This window comes from Streptomyces sp. NPDC030995 (genome assembly GCF_055571215.1).
This window is the reverse complement of sequence record NZ_JBVIFS010000009.1, coordinates 178,848-201,297: the sequence shown is the minus strand read 5'-3', so window position 1 is coordinate 201,297 and position 22,450 is coordinate 178,848. Positions and strand designations below refer to the sequence as shown.

Sequence of the window (22,450 nt, the reverse complement as noted above, 5' to 3'; positions counted from 1 at the left end):
TATCCCCCCCCCCCCCCCCCCCCCCCCCCCCCCCCCCCCCCCCCCCCCCCCCCCCCCCCCCCCCCCCCCCCCCCTCTCCCTCCCCCCCCCGGGGCCTGGGGCGGAGCCCCAGCGGCGGCGGCGCACCCGCCCGCGACCCCGGCCGCATCCCGACGGAGTCAGCCGGCGTCGGCCTCGGCGGCCGCGAGTTCGGCCGTGATGTCCGCCGGGCGGCGCCAGCCGCGTTCGCCGCGGGCGAGGAGCCACGCCGTGGCCTCCTGCGGAGGCATCGCGGCGGCGACCAGCCACCCCTGCACCGCGTCGCAGCCCAGATCCCGCAGCCGCTCCCACGTCTCGTCGTCCTCCACGCCCTCCGCCACGACCAGCAGGCCCAGCGAGTGCGCCAGGTCCACCGTGCAGCGGACGATCTCCGCGTCCTGCGCGTCGACCGCCAGCCGGCCGACGAAGGACCGGTCGATCTTCAGCTCGCTGACCGGCAGCCGGCGCAGGTGGACCAGGGAGGAGTAGCCGGTGCCGAAGTCGTCCAGGGACATCTTCACGCCGTGGCCGGTCAGGCCCGCCATGGTGTCCGCCGCCCGCTGGGGGTCTTCGAGCAGGACGTGTTCCGTTATTTCGAGCTGGAGCCCGCTCGCCGGGACCCCGTGACGGGCCAGCCGCGCGGCCACCGCGCCCGCGAAGCCCGGGGTGTGGACGTCGCGCGGCGAGACGTTGACGGCCACCGGCACCTTCAGGCCCTGGGCCCGCCAGCGCGCCACCTGGGCGAGGGCCGTCTCCAGGACGTACTCCGTCAGGTGCGGCATCAGCCCGGAGGTCTCGGCGATCGCGATGAACTCGTCCGGGGGGACCCGGCCGCGTTCCGGATGCACCCACCGCACCAGGGCTTCCAACCCGGCCACCTGGCCGTCGAAGCGGACCTTCGGCTGGTAGTGGAGCTCCACTTCACCGGCGTCGAGGGCTCTGCGGAGGTCGCCGAGGAGGCCGAGGCGGTCGGGTGTGTTGCTGTCCCGCTTGGACTCGTACACCTCCACGCCCGTGCGGTCGCGCTTCGCCTGGTACATCGCCACGTCCGCGCGCCGCAGCAGCCCCTCCGCGTCCAGCGCGTGGTCGGGGAAGACGGCGAGGCCGGCGCTGGCCTCCAGGACGAGCGTGAGGCCGTCCAGGTCGAGGGGGGAGCTGAGCTCCGCGACCAGGTGGCGGGCGATCCGCTGGGCGCTGGTGGTGGAGTCGGCGACGGGGAGCAGTACGGCGAACTCGTCGCCGCCGAGCCGGGCGGCCTCGGCGTCCTCGGGCAGGGCCTGGCGCAGCCGGTCGGCGATCTGGAGCAGCAGCCGGTCACCCGCCAGGTGGCCCAGGGTGTCGTTGACCGCACGGAAGCGGTCCAGGTCGATCAACACAAGAGCTGCCCGGGTGCCCAAACGTTCAGCCTCGTCCAGCGCGCTCCAGGCCCGCTCCAGCAGCCACTGCCGGTTCGGCAGCCCGGTCAGCGGATCCCGCAGCTGCTCCTCGGCGCGCGCCCGGGCGATCCACAGGGTGGAGTCCAGCGCGATCAGCGGTACGGCGAACAGCGGCAGCAGGACCGGCTGGGTGGCCGCGACGACGCAGATCAGGGGGGCGATGCCGAGCAGCGCGACGGCGACTAACGCCTGCCGGAGCAGGGCGGTGCGCGCCACGGTGGGCAGGCCGCCGCCGCGCGGGGCCAGCGCGAGCCAGAGCAGGACCCGGGTGGCGAGCAGGTAGGCGACGGCGACGAGGACGACCTCGGGGGCCGCCTCCAGGTCCCAGCCGGTGGGCAGCCAGGGGGTCTCGACGGACGGGGTCTCGCCGAAGGCGGCGAGTACGAGGGCCCCCGCGCCGATGCCGAGGATGTCCACGGAGCCGTGCAGCAGCCCCTGCCGCCAGCGGTGCCGGCGTGCGGCCCCGACCAGGGAGACCACCGCGAGCGAGACCAGTCCCGCGGGCACCCACCCGTAGAGGAGGAGGACGCCGAGGGTGAGCGCGGCGCCCGACCCGGTACCGCCCCACCAGCGGTCGCGGCCCAGCGCGACCAGGTGGCCGACGATGATCCCGGTGAGCAGGGCGAGCGCCCAGCCGACCGTCCCGCCGGGGAAGAGCGCCTGATGGTCATTCAGCGCGGAGACTATGCCGGTGGCGAGGACCACGACGGCGAGGCCCACGACGAGGAAGGGCAGCACGCCGCGCCGCCCTTGGCCGTCCGCACCGGTGTCGAGCGGTCGGGTGTCCGGTGTCCTGGCCCCCAGGACACCGAGCCTGCCCGCCCGCATGGACGGGATTTCCCCGCCGAATTCAGGTGACGGGTCGGCGCTTTCGGTGGGTTTCATGCCCGTACCTCTCACAGCCGGCGATGCCGATGTCACGCGATGGCCCCGATGTCATGCCACCACGGCCAAAGTCGCATCCTGCAGCCGTGCACGACAGGCGCACCCCTCAACAGTAGGACGCTGGAGGCTCCCAGGGGCAGCGGTCGGCAGGGGTTGCCCGAATGCGACCCAGCCATCCTCATCAGTACGGTATCCGCCGAACGGGTGAGTTTGGACAGGACCCCCTCTGTCACCCGTCCGATGATCCGACAGGTCACCGCCCCGCGACCAGCCTTGTACCGGCCGTTTACCACCGGCTGCCGCGCCCGGCGTGCGCCCGCCCGTACGGCCGCACGCCATGCATCCGTTCGCCTTCGCTACTCCCCCGCGGCGATTCCCCTGTCCGTACTACTCCCCTCCGCCCCCGCCGTCCACCGGAAGCGCGACCTCGCGCGCCGCGTCCGGGCCCTGCTCCAGCAGCACGGCGAAACCGGCGTCGTCGAGGACCGACAGCTTCAACTGCATGGCCTTGTCGTACTTCGAGCCCGGGTTGTCGCCGACCACGACGAACGAGGTCTTCTTCGACACCGATCCGGTGACCTTGGCGCCACGGCTCTGCAGGGCCTCCTTCGCGCCGTCCCTCGTGTGGCTCTGCAAAGTGCCGGTGACGACCACGGTCAGCCCCTCCAGCGGCCGCGGCCCCTCCTCCTCGGCGGAACCTTCCTCCTCCATCCGCACCCCGGCGTCACGCCACTTGCGCAGGATCTCCTCGTGCCACGGCTCGGCGAACCACTCCTTGAGCGAGGTGGCGATGATCGCCCCGACCCCCTCGGTGGCCGTCAGCTCCTCCACGGTGGCGTTGCGGATCGCGTCGATCGACCGGAACTCGCGGGCGAGGGCCTCCGCCGCGACCGGTCCGACGTGACGGATCGACAGACCGTTGATGATGCGGGCGAGCGGACGCTCCTTGGCGGCCGCGATGTTCTCCAGCATCGCCAGGGCGTTCTTCTTCGGCTCGCCCTTCTGGTTGGCGAAGACGGTGACGATCTTCTCCGCGCCCGTCTTCGGGTCGCGCTTGGGCAGACCGCTGTCCGGGTCCAGGACGTACGCCTTGATCGGCAGCAGCTGCTCGATGGTCAGGCCGAAGAGATCGCCCTCGTCCAGCAGCGGCGGCTGGGCCGGCTCCAGCGGGGCGGTCAGCGCGGCCGCCGCCACCATGCCGAAGTTCTCGATGTCCAGGCTCTGGCGGCCGCCGAGGTAGAAGAGCCGCTCGCGCAGCTGGGCGGGGCAGGTCTGCGCGTTGGGACACCGGACGTCGATGTCCCCCTCCTTCATCGGCCGCAGCTCCGTGCGGCACACGGGGCAGTGCGTCGGCATCTCGAAGGGGCGCTCGCTGCCGTCCCGCAGGTCCACCACCGGCCCGAGGATCTCGGGGATGACGTCGCCCGCCTTGCGCAGCACCACGGTGTCCCCGATGAGCACGCCCTTGGCCTTGACGACCTCCTGGTTGTGCAGGGTCGCGAACTCGACCTCGGAACCGGCCACCGTCACCGGCTCCACCTGCGCGTACGGGGTCACGCGACCGGTGCGGCCGACGCCGACCTTGATGTCGATGAGCTTGGTGTTGACCTCTTCCGGGGCGTACTTCCAGGCGATCGCCCAGCGCGGGGCGCGTGCCGTGGAGCCGAGCCGGCCCTGGAGGGCGATCTCGTCGAGCTTGACGACCACGCCGTCGATCTCGTGCTCCACCGAGTGCCGGTTCTCGCCGAAGTACGCGATGAAGTCGCGGACTTCGGCGAGCGAGGAGACCACCTTGTTGTGCTGGGCGGTGGGCAGGCCCCACTCGTGCAGCAGCTCGTACGCCTGCGACTGGCAGTCGATGTCGAAGCCCGCGCGGGCGCCGATGCCGTGCACGACCATGTGCAGCGGGCGGCTCGCGGTGACCTTGGGGTCCTTCTGGCGCAGCGAACCGGCCGCGGCGTTGCGCGGGTTGGCGAAGGGCTTGCCCTCGGCCTCGACGAGCCGGGCGTTGAGCTCCTCGAACTTCTCCATCGGGAAGTAGACCTCGCCGCGGATCTCGACCAGGGCCGGGATCCGGTCGCCCTTCAGCCGGTCCGGGATCTCGGCGATCGTGCGGACGTTGGGGGTGATGTCCTCGCCGGTGCGGCCGTCGCCGCGGGTGGCGGCGCGGGTGAGCCGGCCGTTCTCGTAGGTGAGGTTGACGGCGAGGCCGTCCACCTTCAGCTCGCACAGGTAGTGGTAGTCCGGGGTGTTCACGTCCCGGGCCACCCGCTCGGCCCAGGCGGCCAGTTCCTCGTCGTCGAAGGCGTTGTCGAGGGAGAGCATCCGCTCGCGGTGCTCGACGGAGGCGAAGTCCGTCTCGTACGCCCCGGCCACCTTCTGGGTGGGCGAGTCGGGGGTACGCAGCTCCGGATACTGCTCCTCCAGCGCCTCCAGCGAGCGCAGCAGCTTGTCGAACTCGGCGTCGCTGACGACCGGCTGGTCGTTCACGTAGTACCGGAAGCGGTGCTCCTCGACCTGCTCGGCGAGCAGCTGGTGCTGCTCACGCACCGCCGTCGGTACTGCCGTGTCCTGCTGTTCGGCTGCCATGCCGTGTCCTCCCGTGCCCCGTCTCGACCGTCACTCAGGGTTGTCGGCGAGCGACCTCGCCGCCCTGACGCAATGCGCCTGCACCGCGCGGGCGTAGGCGGGTGAAGCGCCCGCCAGACCACACGACGGGGTGACCACGACGGACTCCGCCAGAGTCCCCGGGGCCAGCCCCAGCCTGCGCCAAAGCTTCCTGACACCCATGACGCTACCGGCAGGGTCTGACAACGGGCCGTCGGTGCCCGGCACCACTCCGGCGAAGAGTTTCGTACCGCCTTCGACGGCCTCCCCGATGGCGTCATCCTCGCGCTCGGTGAGCAAGGAGAAATCGAACGACACGCCCGCGGCACCGGCTCGCCGCAGCAGGCCGAAGGGGACCTCGGGCGCGCAGGAGTGCACGATGACCTCGCCGTCGTGGACGGCGAACAGGTCCCGCAGCGTGCCCTCGACGACCTGCCGGTCGACGGCCCGGTACGTCCGGTAGCCACTGGCGGAGCGCACCCGCCCGAGCAGGACGGCGGTCAGCGACGGCTCGTCGTACTGAAGGACGATCTCGGCGCCGGGGATGCGCTTGCGGACGTCGGCGAGGTGCTCGCGCAGCCCCTCTTTGAGCGATCCCGCCAGGTCCCGGCAGGCGCCCGCGTCCTGGAGCATGGCCTCGCCGCCGTGCAGCTCCAGGGCGCCGGCCAGCGTCCACGGCCCGACGGCCTGGACCTTGAGCTTGCCGGTGTACCCCTGGGTGAACTCCTCCAGGGCGTCCAGGTCCTCCCCGAGCCAGGACCGGGAGCGCTTGCTGTCCCGTCCCGGGCGGTCGCTGATCCGCCAGCCGCTGGGCTCGACGTGCGCGTACATGTCGACGAGCAGGCCGAGGGAACGGCCGATCATGTCCGCGCCGGGCCCCCGGGCGGGCAGCTCGGCGAGGTACGGGAACTCCTCGAAGGATCCGGTGACGGTCTTCGCGGCCTCGCGGGCGTCGCCGCCGGGCAGCGAACCGATGCCGGTGGCACTCGCGGTCATCGGCCGGGCCTGACGCTCAGGTCGTTGACCTCGGCGTCGCGGGGCAGGTCGACGGCCATGACGATCGTGGTCGCCACGGACTCGGCGTCGATCCAGTGCGCGGGGTCGTACTCCTTGCCCTCCTGGGAGTGCACCTTGGCCTGCATGGGGCTGGCGGTCCGCCCCGGGTACACGGAGGTGACGCGGATGCCGTTGGCCTTCTCCTCCTCCCGCAGGGAGTCGGCGAGGGCCTTGAGCCCGTGCTTGGAGGCGGCGTACGCGCTCCAGTCGGCGTGGGCGTGGAGCCCGGCGCCGGAGTTCACGAAGACGACGGTGGCTTTCGAGGCCCGCAGGGTGGGCAGCAGCAGCCGGGTGACCTCGGCGGGGGCGATGAGGTTCACGTTGAGCTGCTGGTGCCAGGTCTTGGGCCGCAGCTCCCCGACGGGGCCGAGGTCCACGATCCCGGCGATGTGCAGCAGGGAGTCGATGCGCTCGGGGATGGCCTGCTTGGAGAAGGCCCACGAGAGCCGGTCGGGGTCGGCGAGGTCGCCCACGAGGACCCCCGCGCCGGGGTACCGCTCGGTGAGCTGCTTGCCGCGGGCGGCGTCGCGGGCGAGCAGGACGAGGTCGTCGCCGCGGGCGTGCAGCCGGGCCGCGACGGCGGCGCCGATGCCGGATCCGGCACCGGTGATCAGGTGAGTAGCCATAGCCCCCATGCTCGCACCCGTCAGGCTCCGGCGGCCTCGCGGTACGCCGCCTCGACCGCGGCCCGGGCGGCTCCGGCCTGCCGGGTGGTGGGGCCCCGCGGGCCGGGGCCCGCCAGACACAGGAGCCCCTCGTGCCCACGGCCCGGGATCAGCGACCAGGGACGGCGGGGTTCTTCAGAGACCCGCGGCTTCGCGCAGGCGGGCGGCCGTCTTCGTGGCGTCGTAGTCGGCCGGGACGCCCTCGACCAGGATGACCTCGCCCGCGATGTGGTCGGCGCGCAGCGGGACGAGGGCCTGGTAGGCGGGCGAGTCGTACCAGGCGCGGGCCCGGTCCATGTCCGGGAAGCCGATGACGACGACCGTGCCGGGCCAGGGGCCCTCCTTGACCTCGACCTCCTTGCCGTGGACCAGGAAGCGGCCGCCGAAGGGGTCCATGGTGGCCTGGATCTCCTCGATGTAGCGGAGGATGTCCTCGTTCATCGTGTCGGGGCGGATGTGGCCTATGGCGTAAGCGGTCATGTCGGTCTCCCCCTTCAACCAGCCCGTCGGTTCGGGCTGTTGACCAGATCCTGGCAGGCCGCGGCCGCGGGGGCGATTACCCCGGAGGTCATGCCATGGCGGCGCTGTGCGGCTGGAAGGTCCGGCGGTAGGCGATGGGCGAGGTCCCGAGGGACGTGCGCATGTGCTGGCGCAGCGAGCCGGCGGAGCCGAAGCCGGAGCGGTGGGCGACCAGGTCGACCGGCAGGTCGCTGGACTCCAGCAAGTGGCGGGCGATCTCCAGGCGTTGGGCGGTGAGCCACTGCACCGGGGTCATGCCGACCTCGTCGCGGAACCGCCGGGTGAAGGTGCGCAGGCTCATCCGGGCGTGGGCGGCCAGCTCCGTGAGGGTGATCGGCTCGCCGAGCCGCTCCAGGGCCCAGGCGCGGGTGGCGGTGGTCGTGGCGACGGTGGGTTCGGGGACGGGCCGGTCGATGTACTGGGCCTGCCCGCCGTCGCGCCAGGGCGGTACGACGCACAACCGCGCGGCGCGGTTGGCGACGGCGGAGCCGTGGTCCTGGCGGATCATGTAGAGGCAGAGGTCGACGCCGGCGGCCACGCCCGCCGAGGTGAGGATGTCGCCGTCGTCGACGAAGAGGACCTCCTCGTCGAGCCGGACGCGCGGGAAGCCCCGCTGGAACTCGGGCGCGTGCAGCCAGTGCGTGGTGGCGGGCCGGCCGTCGAGCAACCCGGCGGCGGCGAGGACGTAGGAGCCGGTGCACAGGGAGACCAGCCGGGTGCCGGGCCGGATAGCGGCGAGGGCGTCGGTCAGCGCCTGCGGCAGGGGCGCGCCCTGCGCGAGCTCGTCCATGGCGTGCGTGGGCGTGATGATCACGGTGTCGGCCGCGGCGAGGGCCTCGGGGCCTGCCGAGACGCCGATGGTGAAGCCCGCGTCGCTGGCCACGGGCTGCCCGTCGGCGGTGCAGACGGTCAGCTCGTAGAGCGCATTCCCGGCCTCGTCCAGGGCGTTTCCGAAGACTCGGGAGGGGATCCCGAGCTCGAACGGGGGGACGCCTTCGAGGGCGAGTACGGCGATCCGGTGCATGGCCAAATCCTGACACATGATGGCCATTCGGCCAACACCACGGCCCGCTTCCGGCGTCGAAGCTGGTTCCAGAGCAGCACCGGACACACCTGAGGAGAAACACATGCGCGCCGTCGTCGTCAGCCAGTGGGGCGGACCCGAGGTACTCACCGAGACCGAGCTGGAGCGGCCGGAGCCGGCCATGGGCGAGATCCTGGTACGGGTCCACGCGGCCGGGGTGAACCCCGTCGACTGGAAGACCCGGGCCTCCGGCGCCCTCATCCCCTGGGGGCCGGTCCCGCAGGTCGGCTGGGACGTGTCCGGCACGGTCGAGGCCGTCGGCCCCGGCGTGACGCTGCACCGGGTGGGCGACGAGGTGTACGGGATGCCCCGCTTCCCGCAGCAGGCCGGCGCCTACGCCGAGTACGTGACGGCTCCCGCCCGGCACTTCGCCCGCAAGCCCGCCTCCCTGGACCACGTACAGGCCGCCGCGCTGCCGCTGGCGGCGCTGACCGCCTGGCAGGCACTGGTGGACACCGCGGGGGTCTCGGCCGGGCAGCGCGTGCTGGTGCACGCGGCGGCCGGCGGGGTCGGCCACCTGGCCGTGCAGATCGCCAAGGCCCGCGGCGCCTACGTGATCGGCACCGCTAGTGCGGGCAAGCACGACGTGCTGCGCGGCCTCGGCGCCGACGAGGTGATCGACTACCGCACCACCGACTTCGAGGACGCCGTCACGGACGTGGACGTGGTGATCGACGCCATCGGCGGGGACTACGGGCAGCGCTCCCTGAAGGTGCTCAAGCCGGGCGGCCACCTGGTCACCCTGCCGGGCCCGGACGGCATCCCGGCCGACACGCGGGGCGTGCAGGCCGCCTGGGTCCTCGTGGAGCCGGACCTGAAGGGCCTGGAGGAGATCGCCGCCCTGGTCGAGCAGGGCCTGCTGAAGCCGCTGGTCGACACGGTGCTGCCGCTCGCGCAGGCCGCGAAGGCCCACGAGATCGGCGAGCAGGGCCGCACCACCGGCAAGATCGTCCTGACGGTGGTCTGAGGCCTCTGGGGCCTGTCCTTCGGATCAGGCCCTCAGACCGAGGCGGCGGCCCGCCGCGTCGTCGCGATGGTGGCGGAGCCGACCACGCGCGTGCCGTCGTAGAGCACGATCGCCTGGCCGGGGGCCACGCCGCGGACCGGCTCGGTGAAGGAGACGCGCAGCTCGCCGTCCACGAGCTCGGCGAAGACCTCGGTCTCGCCTCCGTGGGCGCGCAGCTGCGCGGTGTACGTGCCCGGGGCGGCGGCCGTGGAGCCGCACCAGCGCGGGCGGATCGCGGTCAGCGCGGAGACGTCCAGCGCCTCCACCGGTCCGACCGTGACGGTGTTGTTCACCGGGGAGATGTCGAGGACGTAGCGCGGCTTGCCGTCGGCGGCCGGGTGGCCGATGCGCAGGCCCTTGCGCTGGCCGATGGTGAAGCCGAAGGCGCCCTCGTGCGTGCCGACCGTCCGTCCGGTCTCGTCGACGATGTCGCCCTCGGCCTTGCCGAGGCGGTTCGCGAGGAAGCCCTGGGTGTCGCCGTCGGCGATGAAGCAGATGTCGTGGCTGTCGGGCTTCTTGGCGACGGCGAGGCCCCGCTCCTCGGCCTCCGCGCGGATCTCCTCCTTGGTGGTGAGGGTGTCACCGAGTGGGAAGAGGGCGTGGGCGAGCTGCTTCTCGTCGAGGACGCCGAGGACGTACGACTGGTCCTTGGCCATGTCGGACGCGCGGTGCAGCTCGCGGGAGCCGTCCTCGTTCTCGACGACGGTGGCGTAGTGGCCGGTGCAGACGGCGTCGAAGCCGAGGGCGAGCGCCTTGTCGAGCAGCGCGGCGAACTTGATCTTCTCGTTGCAGCGCAGGCAGGGGTTGGGGGTGCGCCCGGCCTCGTACTCGGAGATGAAGTCCTCGACGACGTCCTCGCGGAAGCGCTCGGCGAGGTCCCAGACGTAGAAGGGGATGCCGATGACGTCGGCGGCGCGGCGGGCGTCGCGGGAGTCCTCGATGGTGCAGCAGCCGCGGGCACCGGTCCGGAAGGACTGCGGATTCGCGGAGAGCGCGAGGTGCACGCCGGTCACGTCGTGCCCGGCCTCGACGGCGCGGGCGGCGGCGACGGCGGAGTCCACTCCGCCGGACATGGCGGCCAGGACGCGAAGTGGGCGTCCCCCCGGCGCAGCGAGGGGGAGGCGGGCGGTGCGCGGCAGGTTCTCAGTCATAGCGCCTTCCAGGGTACGGGGGAACCGAGCGGGGTCACAGCGCGTTATCGGGTTCGGGGGGTGGATCACATGGCCGAGCAGGGGAATGCAGGGAAGAGACCGCCGAGCCGGACCCGCAGGGCCGTGCTCTTCGGGGGGCTCGGGATCTTCACGGTGGCGGCGATCGCCGGCCGGGAGGAGATCGGCCGTGCCTGGTGGCTGATTCCGGGGGTGGCCAAGCCGCGCAAGGAGGGCGAGCTCGACCACGCGGGCGCGAGCTGGACGGCGGCCTCGCCGGCGAACTGGCGGCTGGCGGACCGGCCCGACGACTACCGCGTGGACCGGATCGTCGTCCATGTCACCCAGGGCGGCTTCGAGTCCTCGGTCGACGCCTTCAAGAACCCGTGGCACAAGGCGTCGGCGCACTACATCGTGCGCGGGGACGGCCACGTGGAGCAGATGGTGCGCGAGCTGGACGTGGCCTTCCACTCGGGCAACCGCTCGATGAACGAGCGCAGCGTCGGCATCGAGCACGTGGGCTTCGTGGACCGCCCGCAGGACTTCACGGACGCGATGTACGCGGCCTCGGCCCGCCTGGCGGCCGACGTCTGCCGCCGGTACGGCATACCGGCGGACCGCACCCACATAGTCGGCCACTCCGAGGTCCCGGGCGCCGACCACACGGACCCGGGCCGCCACTGGGACTGGGACCGCTACATACGCATGGTCGGAGAGGCTCTCGGCGCTTAGCTGAGCCCTGCCGTGCGGGCGCGTTCCACCGCCGGGCCGATGGCCGCGGCCAGGGCGGCGACGTCCTCCTTGGTGGAGGTGTGGCCGAGGGAGAAGCGCAGGGTGCCTCGGGCCAGCTGGGGGTCGGTGCCGGTGGCCAGCAGGACGTGGCTCGGCTGGGCCACGCCGGCGGTGCAGGCGGAGCCGGTGGAGCACTCGATGCCCTGGGCGTCGAGCAGGAGCAGCAGGGAGTCGCCCTCGCAGCCGGGGAAGCTGAAGTGCGCGTTGGCCGGGAGCCGGTCGTCCGGGTCTCCCCCGAGGACGGCGTCGGGCACGGCCGCGCGGACGGCGGCGACCAGCTCGTCCCGCAGGGCGCCGATCTCGGCGGCGAACCGCTCGCGCCGCTCGGCGGCGAGGACGGCGGCCACCGCGAAGGCGGCGATGGCCGGCACGTCGAGGGTGCCGGAGCGGACGTGCCGCTCCTGACCACCGCCGTGCAGGACGGGTACGGGGCTCTGGTCGCGGCCGAGGAGCAGGGCGCCGATGCCGTACGGGCCGCCGACCTTGTGGCCGCTGACGGTCATGGCGGCGAGGCCGCTGTCGGCGAAGCCGACGTCGAGCTGCCCGAAGGCCTGGACGGCGTCCGAGTGCAGCGGGATCCCGTGCTCGCGGGCGATGGCGGCCAGTTCGCGGACCGGCATGACGGTGCCGATCTCGTTGTTGGCCCACATGACGGTGGCCAGGGCCACGTCGTCCGGGTTGCGCTCGACGGCTTCCCGGAAGGCGTCGGCGTGCACGCGGCCGTAGTGGTCCACGGGCAGGTACTCCACTTGCGCGCCCTCGTGTTCCGCGAGCCAGTGGACGGCGTCGAGCACGGCGTGGTGCTCGACGGGGCTGGCGAGGACCCGGGTCCGGGCGGGGTCGGCGTCGCGCCGCGCCCAGTAGAGGCCCTTGACGGCGAGGTTGTCGGCCTCGGTGCCGCCGGCGGTGAAGACCACCTCGCTCGGGCGGGCGCCGACCGCGTCGGCGAAGGCCTCGCGGGCCTCTTCGACGGTACGGCGGGCCCGGCGGCCGGCGGCGTGCAGGGAGGAGGCGTTCCCCGTGGCGGCGAACTGCGCGGTCATCGCCGCAGCGGCCTCCGGCAGCATCGGGGTGGTTGCGGCGTGGTCGAGGTAGGCCATGATCCCCCGATTCTACGAGCCCGCGGGTGGGGCTCCGCCCGGCGGGACCGTGAGTCTGCGGCGCGGGCGGGGCGGGCGGGGGCCGCGGGGCGGAGCCGACCCCTTGGGGCTTCGCCCCAGACCCCACGCCTCGAACGCCGGCGGGGCTGATTCTTGCCCGGCGCGTCAGAAACGCAGCGCGCGGGCGAGTTGGCGGGACTGGGCGACCAGGTGGTCCGTGGAGTCCCAGACCTCCGCGTCCTCCTCCAGGAAGCCGCCTGCCAGGTTGCGGGTGGTGATGGAGACCCGGAGCGGGCCGGGGGCCGGGCGGCGGCGGATGTGGGTGGTGAGTTCCACCGTCGGGGTCCAGGCCACCAGGCCGAGGTCGAAGGCGGTCGGCGGCAGCGCGTCCACCGCCAGGAGCATGGAGAGCGGGTCGGCGTCACGGCCGTCGGCCAGCTCGAACCAGGCCCGCATCTCACCCTTGCCCGAGGGCGCGCCGAGGGCCCAGCCCGCCGTCGCCGGGTCCAGCCGGAGCCGGAGCCGGTCCACGATGGCGGAGCTGCCGGGGATCGGGGCCGGGCCGGCCTCGGGGCCGATGCAGTCCTCGTAGGCGGGCATGACGGGCGGCACGGCGACCGTGCGCACGTCGTCCGGCAGGGCCGCGAGGTCGCCGTAGGAGGCGAGGACGCGGATGCGCTCGATCTCGGCGCCGCTCTCGTCGTACTGGAACAGCGAGGCCTGGCCGGTGGAGAGGGTGCGGCCGACCCGTACGACCTCGGTGCGGATCACGGCGGGGCCGGGCACGGAGGAGGTCAGGTAGTGCGCGGAGACGGTGAAGGGGTCCGGGTGCGGCAGGGCCGCCGAGAGCGCCCGGCCGACCAGGGCCAGCAGGTATCCGCCATTGACGGCGGCGATGATCGTCCAGCCGGCGGAGAGTTCCGCGTCGTACACCCCGGGCTCGCCCGCGCGTGCGGTGATGGTGGTGTCGCGGTCGAACTCACTGTCGCCGATGGATGCCTGGGCAGCTGCGTGTGACATGTAAACGACGGTACACCGGGCTGCTACTAAGCGGTAGCTTTCTTCGGTTACGGCTCTTCGGCCACGGAGGAGCGGCGGTTCCAGGCCAGCGGCGCGCGCCAGTGGTAGCGCATGGCGAGGAGCCGCAGGACAAACGTGGTGACGATCGCCAGGGCGGTGGTGAAGGCGTTGAGCGAGTCCAGGGCGATGGAGACGGCCACCATCGCGGCGCCGACGGTCGCGGGCACGGCGTACATCTCGCGGTCGCGCAGCAGCGAGGGCACCTCGTTGACGAGCACGTCGCGCAGTACGCCGCCGCCGACGGCCGTGGCGAGGCCCAGCGCGGCGGACGCGGTCAGGCCGAGGCCGTACTCGTAGGCCTTGGTCGTGCCCGTCACGCAGAACAGCGCGAGGCCGGCGGCGTCGAAGACGTTGATGGCCCGGTTGATCCGCTGGACCTCGGGGTGCAGGAAGAAGACGAGCGCGGCGGCGATCAGCGGGGTGACGAAGAAGCTGAGCTCGCCGAAGGCCGCCGGCGGGGTGGCGCCGATGACGAGGTCGCGGAAGAGGCCGCCGCCGAGGGCCGTGACCAGGGCGAGGACGGCGATGCCGAAGACGTCGAAGTTCTTGCGGACGGCGAGCAGGGCGCCTGCGGTGGCGAAGACGAAGATGCCGGCGAGGTCCAGGGCATGCTGGATCCCGGGCGGGAAGAGATCGTGGAGCACTGGCTCATTGTCGCCCCTCGACCCTTCGGCTCCCGCCGGGTGTCGCAGGGCAGGGCTCGGGCCGCGGCGCCTGTGCGGCTTCAGGACCTGGGGCTCCGCCCCAGCCCCCGCGCCTCAAACGCCGGCGAGGCTGGATTTGCCCGGCCGGGCTGGATGGGGCCGACGAGGCCGGATGGGGCCGGTAGGGGCGCGCAGCACCCCTACCGGCCCCATCCTGACCGTTACGGCGTGACCGTGGCCACCGCGTCCGCCGCGCCCGGCAGGGGCTGGTCGCCCGGGGCCTGGTCGGGGGCGTTCTCCGGGTGGTGGCAGGCCACCTGGTGGCCCGTCTTCAGCGCCAGCAGCGGCGGTTCCTGCGTCGTGCAGATCTGCGTGGCCTTCCAGCACCGCGTGTGGAAGCGGCAGCCGCTCGGCGGCGAGATCGGCGACGGCACGTCGCCCTTGAGCAGGATGCGGCCGCTCTTCGCGCCGCGCCGCCGCGGGTCGGGCACCGGCACGGCCGACATCAGGGCCGTGGTGTAGGGGTGCATCGGCGCCCCGTACAGCGACTTGTTGTCCGCCAGCTCGACGATCTTGCCGAGGTACATCACCGCGATGCGGTCCGAGACGTGCCGGATGACCGACAGGTCGTGCGCGATGATCACGTAGGTGAGGCCGAGCTCCTCCTGGAGGTCGTCCAGCAGGTTGACCACCTGGGCCTGGATCGACACGTCCAGCGCCGAGACCGGCTCGTCCGCGACCACCAGCTTCGGCTTCAGCGCCAGGGCCCGCGCGATGCCGATGCGCTGGCGCTGGCCGCCCGAGAACTCGTGCGGGTAGCGGTTGTAGTGCTCGGGGTTGAGGCCCACGAGCGACAGCAGCCGCTGGACCTCCGCCTTGAGCCCGCCCTCCGGGGTGACGTTCTGGAGCTTGAACGGCGCGCTGACGATGGTGCCCACCGTGTGGCGCGGGTTCAGCGAGCCGTACGGGTCCTGGAAGATCATCTGCACGTCGCGGCGCAGCGGGCGCATGCCCGCCACCCCCAGGTGCGTGATGTCCTTGCCCTCGAACTCGACGGTGCCGCCGGTCGGTTCGAGCAGCCGCGTGATCAGCCGGCCCATGGTCGACTTCCCGCAGCCGGACTCGCCGACGATGCCGAGGGTCTCACCGCGCCGGACGTCGAAGTCGATGCCGTCGACGGCCTTGACCGCGCCCGCTTGCCTGCGCAGCAGCCCCTTGGTGATGGGGAAGTGCTTGGTCAGGCCGGAGACCCTCAGCAGCAGTTCGGGAGCGTCGGGCGAGTCCGTGGCCTGCGCGGGGATGGCGGCCGCGGCCGTGTCCGTCTTCTTGGGGTCAGGCGTCTCGGTCACAGCTTCGGCGCAATCTCTTCGGTCCAGATCCGGGTCCGCTCCTCCTGCGACATGTGGCAGGCGGACCAGTGGCGGGTGCCGTCATCCTCGACCAGCTCGGGCCGTACCGTGCGGGTCACGTTGCCCTTGGGTACGTCGGCGTACGGGCAGCGCGGGTTGAAGGCACAGCCGCTCGGGATGTTGATGAGGCTGGGCGGCGAGCCCTTGACCGGGATGAGGCGCTCGGTCTGCTCGCGGTCGATGCGCGGCATCGAGCCCAGCAGGCCCCAGGTGTACGGGTGCCGGGGCTCGTAGAAGACCTTCTCGGAGGTGCCCCGCTCGACGCACCGGCCGCCGTACATCACGAGGAGTTCGTCGGCCATCTCGGCGACCACGCCGAGGTCGTGCGTGATCATGATGACCGCGGAGCCGAACTCCTTCTGCAGGTCCCGGATGAGGTCGAGGATCTGGGCCTGGACGGTGACGTCCAGGGCCGTCGTCGGCTCGTCCGCGATGAGCAGTTCGGGGTTGTTGACCAGCGCCATCGCGATCATCGCGCGCTGGCGCATGCCGCCGGAGAACTCGTGCGGGTAGCTGTCGATCCGCTTGTGCGGCTCGGGGATGCCGACGCGGTCGAGGAGTTCGACGGCCCGCGTGCGGGCGGCCTTCTTGTCGACCTTGTTGTGGACCCGGTACGCCTCGGCGATCTGCTTGCCGATGGTGAAGTACGGGTGCATCGCGGACAGCGGGTCCTGGAAGATCATGGCGATCTCCCGGCCGCGCAGCCTGCGCACCTCGTCCTCGTCGGCGGAGAGCAGCTCCTTGCCGTTGAGCCAGATCTCGCCGGAGATCCGGGCCCGCTGGCGGCCGTACTGGCCCACGCGGTGCAGGCCCATGATGCCGAGCGAGGTCACCGACTTGCCGGATCCGGACTCGCCCACGATGCCGAGGGTCTTGCCCTTCTCCAGCGTGAAGGAGAGCCCGTCGACCGACTTGACCACGCCGTCCTCGGTCGGGAAGTGCACCTTGAGGTCGCGGACCTCCAGGAAGGCCGTGGCGGGCTCCACCGCGTCGACCGGCTGGTTGAGGGCTCCGGTCTTGGTCAGATCGGTCATGACAGCCTCACTCGGGGGTCGATCACCGCGTACATGAGGTCAACGATGAGGTTCGCCGCGACGACGAAGAAGGCGGAGATCAGGGTGATGCCCAGGATGACCGGCAGGTCGTGCTCGCTGATGGCGCGTACCGCGCTGTAGCCGAGGCCGTGCAGCGAGAACGTGTACTCGGTCAGCACCGCGCCGCCCAGCAGGGCGCCGAGGTCCAGGCCGAGGACGGTGAGGATCGGCGTCATCGTCGAGCGCATGGCGTGCTTCCCGATGACGACGGGTTCCGTCAGGCCCTTGGCGCGGGCGGTGCGGATGTAGTCCTCGTTGAGGACTTCGAGCATGGTCGCGCGGGTGAGCCGCGCGTACATCGCCGCGTAGAGGAAGGCGAGCGAGACCCACGGCAGGACCATGCCGTTGAACCACTTGCCCGGATCCTCGGCGAAGGTCGCCTCGGGCCGGCCGAACCAGCCGAGCTGGTCGGAGAAGACCGCGATGGCGAGCATGCCCGTGAAGTAGATGGGGAGGGAGACGCCGGCAAGGGCCACGCCCATGACCGAGCGGTCCAGGACGGTGCCGCGCTTGAGGGCGGAGATGACGCCGGTGGCGACACCGCCGATCACCCAGAGGACGACGGCACCCATGGCGAGGGAGAGGGTGACCGGGAGCCAGTCGGTCAGCAGCGGCCAGACCTCCTGCTCGGTCTTGAAGGAGTAGCCGAAGCAGGGCGCGGCGCATTGCGTGACGTCGGAGCCGTTGGCGTACGTGCGACCCGCCACCAGCCCGACGACGAACTTGCCGAACTGGACGAGGATCGGGTCGTCGAGCCCCATCTTCTGCCGGATGCCCTCGATGGCGGCAGGGTCGGACTGCTTGCCGACGAAGTAGAGCGCCGGATCCGTCCCGATCATCTTCGGGAAGAGGAAGAAGATTCCGAAGGTCACCAGCGTGATGACCAACAGCATGACGATGACGGCGAAGATCCGTCGAATGAGATATGCAAGCACTGCGCTCGGCCTGGCTGCGGCCCGGGGGCGCCCTCTTCTGGAGAGCACCCCCAAGCCGTAACCGCGGCCATCACCTGCCCTTCGTGCCTAGCGGGTGTGGCACTGGAACATCGGAACTGGACTGACGGATCGTTACTTCATGACGCCGAGCGACGCGTAGTCGTAACGGCCGTTGTAGGCGTCGGTGGTGTAGGCGTTCGTCAGACGGCTCGAGCGCCAGGTGATCGTCTTGTCGTAGACGAAGGGCAGGTAGACCGCGGCCTCGGAGACCTTCTGGTTCATCTGCTTGTAGATCTCGCCGGCCTTGTTCGGGTCGGTCTCCGCGATGGCGTCGTCGAACAGCTTGTTGATCGCCGGGTCGTTCAGCTCGGAGAAGTTGTTGTTGCCGCTCTGCAGGATGAAGCGACCGTCGACCAGCGGCTGGGAGAAGCCCTGACCGGTCGGGAAGTCGGCGCCCCAGCCCATGATGATGATGCCGTAGTTCTTCTCCTTGACGACCTTCGGCGAACCGATGATGCCGGAGGTCTGGGCGCCGTCGATCTGGTCGACGTCGGCCTCGATGCCGACCTGCTTCAGGGCGTTCTGGAGGGAGACGGCGGTCGCGATCTCGACCGGCTTGTTGTTGCGGACCGCGATGGTGGTCTTGAAGCCGGTCTCCTTGCCACAGGCCTTCAGCGCGGCCTTGGCCTTGTCGACGTTCGGCTTGCCGTCGTTCTGCAGGACCTCGTACGGGTCGTACTTGGCGTCCGAGCCCTTGATGCCCAGCGGGAGCATGTTGGGGGCGATGTCGCCACCGGCCTGCGGGCCGCCGCGGGCGGTCTGCAGGGACTTCTTGTCGGCCGCGTAGATGACGGCCTTGCGGCACTCGATGTTGTCGAACGGAGCGACGGTCTGCGGCATGACGGCGTAGCGGATGAAGCCCGTCTGGCCGTTGTCCAGGTTGCCCTTGTGGTCCTTCAGCGCGGTGGCGCGGGCCGCCTGGCCGATGCCGGTCGCGTTGATGTCGACGTCGAACTCGCCGTTCATCAGGCGCTTGTCCATGTCGTCCGCGTTCGCCATGAACGTGACCGAGATGGTGTCCGGGAGCGCCTTGCGGATGGTGTCCGACTCGGGCTTGTAGTTCTCGTTGCGCGAGAGCTTCATGCTCTTGTTGGGCTCGTACGAGTCGATCTTGTACGGGCCGTTCGAGAAGGGCTTCAGGCCGTACTTGGCCGCGGTGTCCTTCTCCTGCTTGACCGGGCTCGCCGCCGGCATGGCCAGCATCTGCTCGAAGTCACCGTTGGGCTGCGGGAGCTTGAAGATGACGGTCTTCGCGTCCGGGGTCTCGATCGCCTTGAGGCCGAGCTTGTCCGGGGCGGTGTCCTTGTACGGGCCCTGGTACTCGGTCTTCGGGTCGAGGACCTGCATCAGGTAGACCGGGCCACCGGAGATGACGTCCTGGGCCCAGGTGCGCTCGATGCCGTACTTGATGTCCTGGGCGGTGACGGGGCTGCCGTCCTCCCAGGTCACGTTGTCCTTCAGGGTGTACTTGTACGTCTTGCCGCCGTCGCTGATCTCGGCCTTGGCGGTCGCGAGGTCGGGGACGAGCTCGGTGCTCTCGGTGCCGGGGCCCGGCTTGAAGCTCACCAGCTGGCGCGCGTAGTAGCGGGAGAAGTCCCACATGAAGCCGTAGTAGCCGCGCTGCGGGTCCCACGAGTCGGCTTCCTGGGTGCCGACGAACTTGAGCTCGCCGCCCTTCTTGTCCGAAGCGTTGGCGATCTTGCCGATGCCCGCGTTGAAGCCACCGCCCCCGGCGGATGCCTTCTCGTCCTTCTTGTCGTCTCCGCCACAGGCGGTCGCGGTCAGCATGACCGCGAGCACGACGGCGGTGCCGGCGGCAAGTCGTCGCTTCGACGTGCGATGGGTAGTCACGATGCTCGCAACCCTCCGTTGTAGTTCCGGTGCACTTACGGCATGAAGCCGGGTCCTGAATTGCCCTGCGATGGCTAGCGGGAGCCCTTCGGGTCGAGGGCGTCACGGACGCCGTCGCCGAAGAGGTTGAAGGCCAGCACGGTGATGAAGATCGCTACGCCGGGGAAGATCATGAACAGCGGATCGTCCTCGTAGGTCCGCACGGCCGTGGAGAGGGTCTCTCCCCAGGACGGCGTGGGCGGCTTGACGCCGACTCCGAGGAAGCTCAGGGCGGCCTCGGTCAGCACGTTGGTGGGGATCATCAGCGTCGCGTAGACGGTGATGGGCGCCACCAGGTTCGGGAGCAGTTCGCGGAAGAGGATGTAGATGCGGCCCGCGCCGAGGCTGCGCGCCGCTTCCACGTACTCGCGCTCGCGCAGCGACAGGGTCTGGCCTCGGACGATGCGGCCGATGTACGGCCAGCCGAAGAAGCCGATCACCAGAACCAGTACGGCGATCCGCAGGCCCGATCCCTCGAAGCCCCACAGCTTGCTGGGGATGACGGAGATCAGCGCGATGATGAACAGCAGCTGCGGGAAGGCCAGCAGCAGGTCCATGACCCGGCTGATGGCCGCGTCCACCCAGCCGCCGAAGTAGCCGGCGACGATGCCGAAGAAGGTGCCCAGCGAGACCGCCACGAAGGCGGACAGGAAGGCGACCAGGAGCGAGATCCGGGCGCCGTAGACGATCCGGCTGAAGACGTCGCGGCCGTTGACCGGCTCGATGCCGAGCAGGAAGTCGCCGCTCATACCGCCGTAATCGCCGGCCGGCAGGCCGAGCAGCGGGTCCAGCAGGTCCTCGTGCAGCTCCTCCGGCGGGTGGCCGAAGGCCTTGACGATCAGCGGCGCGAAGATCGCGACGAGGATCAGCAGGAGCACGATGACGCCGCCCGCCAGGGCGACCTTGTCACGCTTGAGGCGCAGCCAGGCGATCTGCCACGGCGAGCGCCCTTCGATCGCCTTCTGCGGAACTTCTGAGGCGGCCACGGCCGCGGGCTCGGCCGCGCTGGTGTCGTGCAGTGGTGCCGTCATCGTGGTGGGGACCCCTCTCGGCCGACTGTGGCCGGCCCATGCCCGCCGCTGTGGCGGCTTTGGTTCTATCGGCGTCGCTGGTGGTGCGAATGGCGCGAAATGTGCCTGAAGTGCACGTGAAGAGCTGGTGGTTGCGGGATGGACCGGCCTTCGGTGGGGTGGAGTCTTCAACGCCGTCTCAATCGCCCGCCAGACCTGCCGGGGATGTGATGCGCAACCGTGATCTGTGCCGCGTCCTTCCGTTATCCGAACGACGTGGTCTGTTCAGCGGTGAAAGACCGCCCGTTCGGCGCGGAACGGACATCCGGCCCAACTGCCATTGATCACTTGGATCTTGGGCGGATTCAGCGGATATGGCGAAGGCCGCACCGGCGGGTCCGATGCGGCCTTCGAGATGAATGTCTCAATATGTGGATGCAGTATGTCGGCTCAGTACGTCGGCGCCTGGCCCTCGCGGTCGTAGAAGGGGCGGGTCTGCGCGCGCAGCCACATGGCCACGGGGTCGTGCTCGTCCGCCAGCGCCACCGTGCACACCGGGACGCCCTCGGGGACCACGCCGACCGACTGGCGCATCATCTCCCGTACGGACTCCAGCGCGGGCGCGGAGGCGTCGTACAGGTCCAGCCCGACCGCGAGGTACGGGGACCCGAGCGCGGGCTGCACCCAGGCGCGGCGCAGCGACCGCACGGCGGGCGTGCGGTGCGCGTGCTGGGTCAGGAGCCCGTAGAACTGCGGGAGCTCGATGGCGGGCTCGGAGAGCCGCAGCGGGCCGGCCGGCATCCGGTCCAGCCCGGTCGCGATCCGGCGCAGGTCGGCCCAGGGGATGCCGAGGCCGCCGCCCTGGGCGTGCGGGTTGAGCCACAGGCCCCAGCGGTCCGGGTAGAGCGCGCGGGCGATGTCCCGCCCGGTGACCACCTCGTAGCCCCGGTTCCAGCCGCTGGCGGCCAGCTCCTGCGGGGAGGTGACGCAGGGCGCGTACCCGAGGCTCTCGACCTCCATGCCGCCGTACTGGGCGTCCGGGGAGCCCGGCTGCCCCTGCCAGAGCAGCATCCACAGCCGGCCCTCGGAGAGGGCGTGCAGAAGCGACTCGTAGCTTTCATAGCGCCCGGGAGTCACCTGGCGCAGCATGTGCTCGACCTGCCCGGCCGCGGCCGTGCCTGACGCACTCACCCGGTACCCCTCTTCGTCTCTTCTTCCGCCCGTCGTCAACGCGTGAACAGCTTAAGCGGCCCTACGGGAGGTAGAAGGGGCGTACGCGCTCACGAATCCAGTCCGTGACCGGGTCCTGGGCGGCGTCCAGGAGGATCAACTGCACGGGCCACGGCGGCGGAACCCGGGTCAGGGCCCGCCCGAGGGCGTCCATCGGGGCGCTCTGCATCTCGGGTTCCCATCCCACCAGGCGGACACCGATGAACAGTTCCGGCGCCCCGCCCTCGATGCTGGCGAGGCAGCGGTACGCGGCGACGACCGCGCCGGTGGCGCGGAACTCCTCGGCCGCGGCGGCCAGGAAGTCCACCGGGTCTTCCTGCCAGTCGGGCTCGTAGAGCCGTACGCGGCCGCCGGTGGCCGGGCCTTCGAGCGGGGTCCGGCCGGTGCGGCAGAGCTCCGCGACGGCGGGCGGGGGCAGCGGGACGCCGACGGCGCCCTCGGGGTTGATCGCGATGCCGAGCTGCGGGGGCAGGCCGCGGGCGAACTCGACGGCGGGGGCCACCGCGAAGTCCATGCCGGGGCCGACGCAGGCGAGGAACTGGGCCTCGGAGCTGTAGACCGGGACGTACGCCGCCCCGCCGATCTCCATCGTGGGCAGGTCCAGGGCGCCGGCGTCCGGTCCGCCGCCGCCGGGCAGGGGCACCCACACCTGGCTGCGACCGAGCACCTCCAGGATCCGCCCCCCGGCGTCCGGCTGCCCGAGCGCCGCCCCGAGCACCTGCTCCAGCTCATTCCCCGGCCAGCCGCTGCCCTGCATGTGCGTGTGCCTCCGTTGGTTCCGC

General features: G+C 71.4%; 19 protein-coding genes. 2 read left to right on the top strand and 17 right to left on the bottom strand.

What is annotated here, in order from left to right; all coding sequences use genetic code 11:
• Positions 1-158: 158 nt before the first annotated feature.
• From ACZ45T_RS16890 to ACZ45T_RS16865, 6 genes are all read right to left on the bottom strand, one after another.
• Positions 159-2,339 (bottom strand): putative bifunctional diguanylate cyclase/phosphodiesterase, encoded by a 2,181-nt coding sequence (locus ACZ45T_RS16890; protein ID WP_468441858.1) that lies wholly within the window; start codon positions 2,337-2,339, stop codon positions 159-161.
• Between the two features lie 387 nt (positions 2,340-2,726).
• The gene (gene ligA, locus ACZ45T_RS16885) at positions 2,727-4,928 is read right to left on the bottom strand and encodes an NAD-dependent DNA ligase LigA (protein ID WP_468441856.1); all 2,202 of its coding nucleotides are present in this window, start codon (positions 4,926-4,928) and stop codon (positions 2,727-2,729) included.
• 30 nt (positions 4,929-4,958) lie between these two features.
• Entirely contained in the window at positions 4,959-5,942 is a 984-nt protein-coding gene (locus ACZ45T_RS16880) for a methionine synthase (protein WP_468441854.1), read from the bottom strand.
• Positions 5,939-6,628: an SDR family oxidoreductase gene (locus ACZ45T_RS16875; RefSeq protein ID WP_468441852.1), complete on the bottom strand. Its 690-nt coding sequence runs from the start codon at positions 6,626-6,628 to the stop codon at positions 5,939-5,941. Before ACZ45T_RS16875 ends, ACZ45T_RS16880 begins: the two co-directional genes overlap by 4 nt.
• Positions 6,629-6,802: 174 nt before the next feature.
• The gene (locus ACZ45T_RS16870; RefSeq protein ID WP_468441850.1) at positions 6,803-7,147 is read right to left on the bottom strand and encodes a DUF1330 domain-containing protein; all 345 of its coding nucleotides are present in this window, start codon (positions 7,145-7,147) and stop codon (positions 6,803-6,805) included.
• 88 nt (positions 7,148-7,235) lie between these two features.
• A complete protein-coding gene (locus ACZ45T_RS16865) occupies positions 7,236-8,210 on the bottom strand; it encodes a GlxA family transcriptional regulator (RefSeq protein WP_468441848.1) in 975 nt (324 codons plus the stop codon).
• A 103-nt stretch (positions 8,211-8,313) separates the two neighbouring features.
• Between ACZ45T_RS16865 and ACZ45T_RS16860 the strand changes: the two genes are divergently transcribed.
• Positions 8,314-9,237: an NADP-dependent oxidoreductase gene (locus ACZ45T_RS16860; RefSeq protein ID WP_468441846.1), complete on the top strand. Its 924-nt coding sequence runs from the start codon at positions 8,314-8,316 to the stop codon at positions 9,235-9,237.
• A 32-nt stretch (positions 9,238-9,269) separates the two neighbouring features.
• Here the strand turns inward: ACZ45T_RS16860 and mnmA are convergent, their stop codons facing one another.
• Positions 9,270-10,427, bottom strand: a complete 1,158-nt coding sequence (mnmA, locus tag ACZ45T_RS16855; RefSeq protein WP_468441844.1) for a tRNA 2-thiouridine(34) synthase MnmA — start codon at positions 10,425-10,427, stop codon at positions 9,270-9,272.
• Between the two features lie 69 nt (positions 10,428-10,496).
• Here mnmA and ACZ45T_RS16850 point away from each other — a divergent pair, with 69 nt between their 5' ends.
• Positions 10,497-11,156 carry an N-acetylmuramoyl-L-alanine amidase gene (locus tag ACZ45T_RS16850; protein WP_468441842.1) on the top strand — a complete coding sequence of 220 codons (660 nt, stop codon included), beginning with the start codon at positions 10,497-10,499 and terminating at the stop codon, positions 11,154-11,156.
• Here the strand turns inward: ACZ45T_RS16850 and ACZ45T_RS16845 are convergent.
• The 10 genes from ACZ45T_RS16845 to ACZ45T_RS16800 all read right to left on the bottom strand — a co-directional run bounded on the left by ACZ45T_RS16845 (position 11,153) and on the right by ACZ45T_RS16800 (position 22,425).
• The gene (locus ACZ45T_RS16845) at positions 11,153-12,316 is read right to left on the bottom strand and encodes a cysteine desulfurase family protein (protein ID WP_468441840.1); all 1,164 of its coding nucleotides are present in this window, start codon (positions 12,314-12,316) and stop codon (positions 11,153-11,155) included. The two genes, ACZ45T_RS16850 and ACZ45T_RS16845, sit on opposite strands and share 4 nt — an antisense overlap.
• Before the next feature lie 165 nt (positions 12,317-12,481).
• Positions 12,482-13,336, bottom strand: a complete 855-nt coding sequence (locus tag ACZ45T_RS16840) for a thioesterase family protein (RefSeq protein WP_468441838.1) — start codon at positions 13,334-13,336, stop codon at positions 12,482-12,484.
• A gap of 47 nt (positions 13,337-13,383) precedes the next feature.
• The gene (locus ACZ45T_RS16835) at positions 13,384-14,040 is read right to left on the bottom strand and encodes a trimeric intracellular cation channel family protein (protein WP_468441836.1); all 657 of its coding nucleotides are present in this window, start codon (positions 14,038-14,040) and stop codon (positions 13,384-13,386) included.
• A 221-nt stretch (positions 14,041-14,261) separates the two neighbouring features.
• The gene (locus ACZ45T_RS16830; RefSeq protein WP_468441997.1) at positions 14,262-15,341 is read right to left on the bottom strand and encodes an ABC transporter ATP-binding protein; all 1,080 of its coding nucleotides are present in this window, start codon (positions 15,339-15,341) and stop codon (positions 14,262-14,264) included.
• Between the two features lie 44 nt (positions 15,342-15,385).
• Complete coding sequence (locus tag ACZ45T_RS16825) at positions 15,386-16,483, bottom strand: ABC transporter ATP-binding protein (protein ID WP_468441834.1); 1,098 nt, start codon at positions 16,481-16,483, stop codon at positions 15,386-15,388.
• Positions 16,480-17,478 carry an ABC transporter permease gene (locus tag ACZ45T_RS16820; RefSeq protein ID WP_468441832.1) on the bottom strand — a complete coding sequence of 333 codons (999 nt, stop codon included), beginning with the start codon at positions 17,476-17,478 and terminating at the stop codon, positions 16,480-16,482. Before ACZ45T_RS16820 ends, ACZ45T_RS16825 begins: the two co-directional genes overlap by 4 nt.
• A gap of 132 nt (positions 17,479-17,610) precedes the next feature.
• A complete protein-coding gene (locus tag ACZ45T_RS16815; protein WP_468441830.1) occupies positions 17,611-19,389 on the bottom strand; it encodes an ABC transporter substrate-binding protein in 1,779 nt (592 codons plus the stop codon).
• A 74-nt stretch (positions 19,390-19,463) separates the two neighbouring features.
• Positions 19,464-20,459: an ABC transporter permease gene (locus tag ACZ45T_RS16810; protein ID WP_468441828.1), complete on the bottom strand. Its 996-nt coding sequence runs from the start codon at positions 20,457-20,459 to the stop codon at positions 19,464-19,466.
• 429 nt (positions 20,460-20,888) lie between these two features.
• The gene (locus tag ACZ45T_RS16805) at positions 20,889-21,629 is read right to left on the bottom strand and encodes an enhanced serine sensitivity protein SseB C-terminal domain-containing protein (RefSeq protein ID WP_468441826.1); all 741 of its coding nucleotides are present in this window, start codon (positions 21,627-21,629) and stop codon (positions 20,889-20,891) included.
• A 61-nt stretch (positions 21,630-21,690) separates the two neighbouring features.
• On the bottom strand, positions 21,691-22,425 hold the full coding sequence (locus ACZ45T_RS16800) for an enhanced serine sensitivity protein SseB (RefSeq protein WP_468441824.1): 735 nt from the start codon (positions 22,423-22,425) through the stop codon (positions 21,691-21,693).
• Positions 22,426-22,450 lie beyond the last annotated feature (25 nt).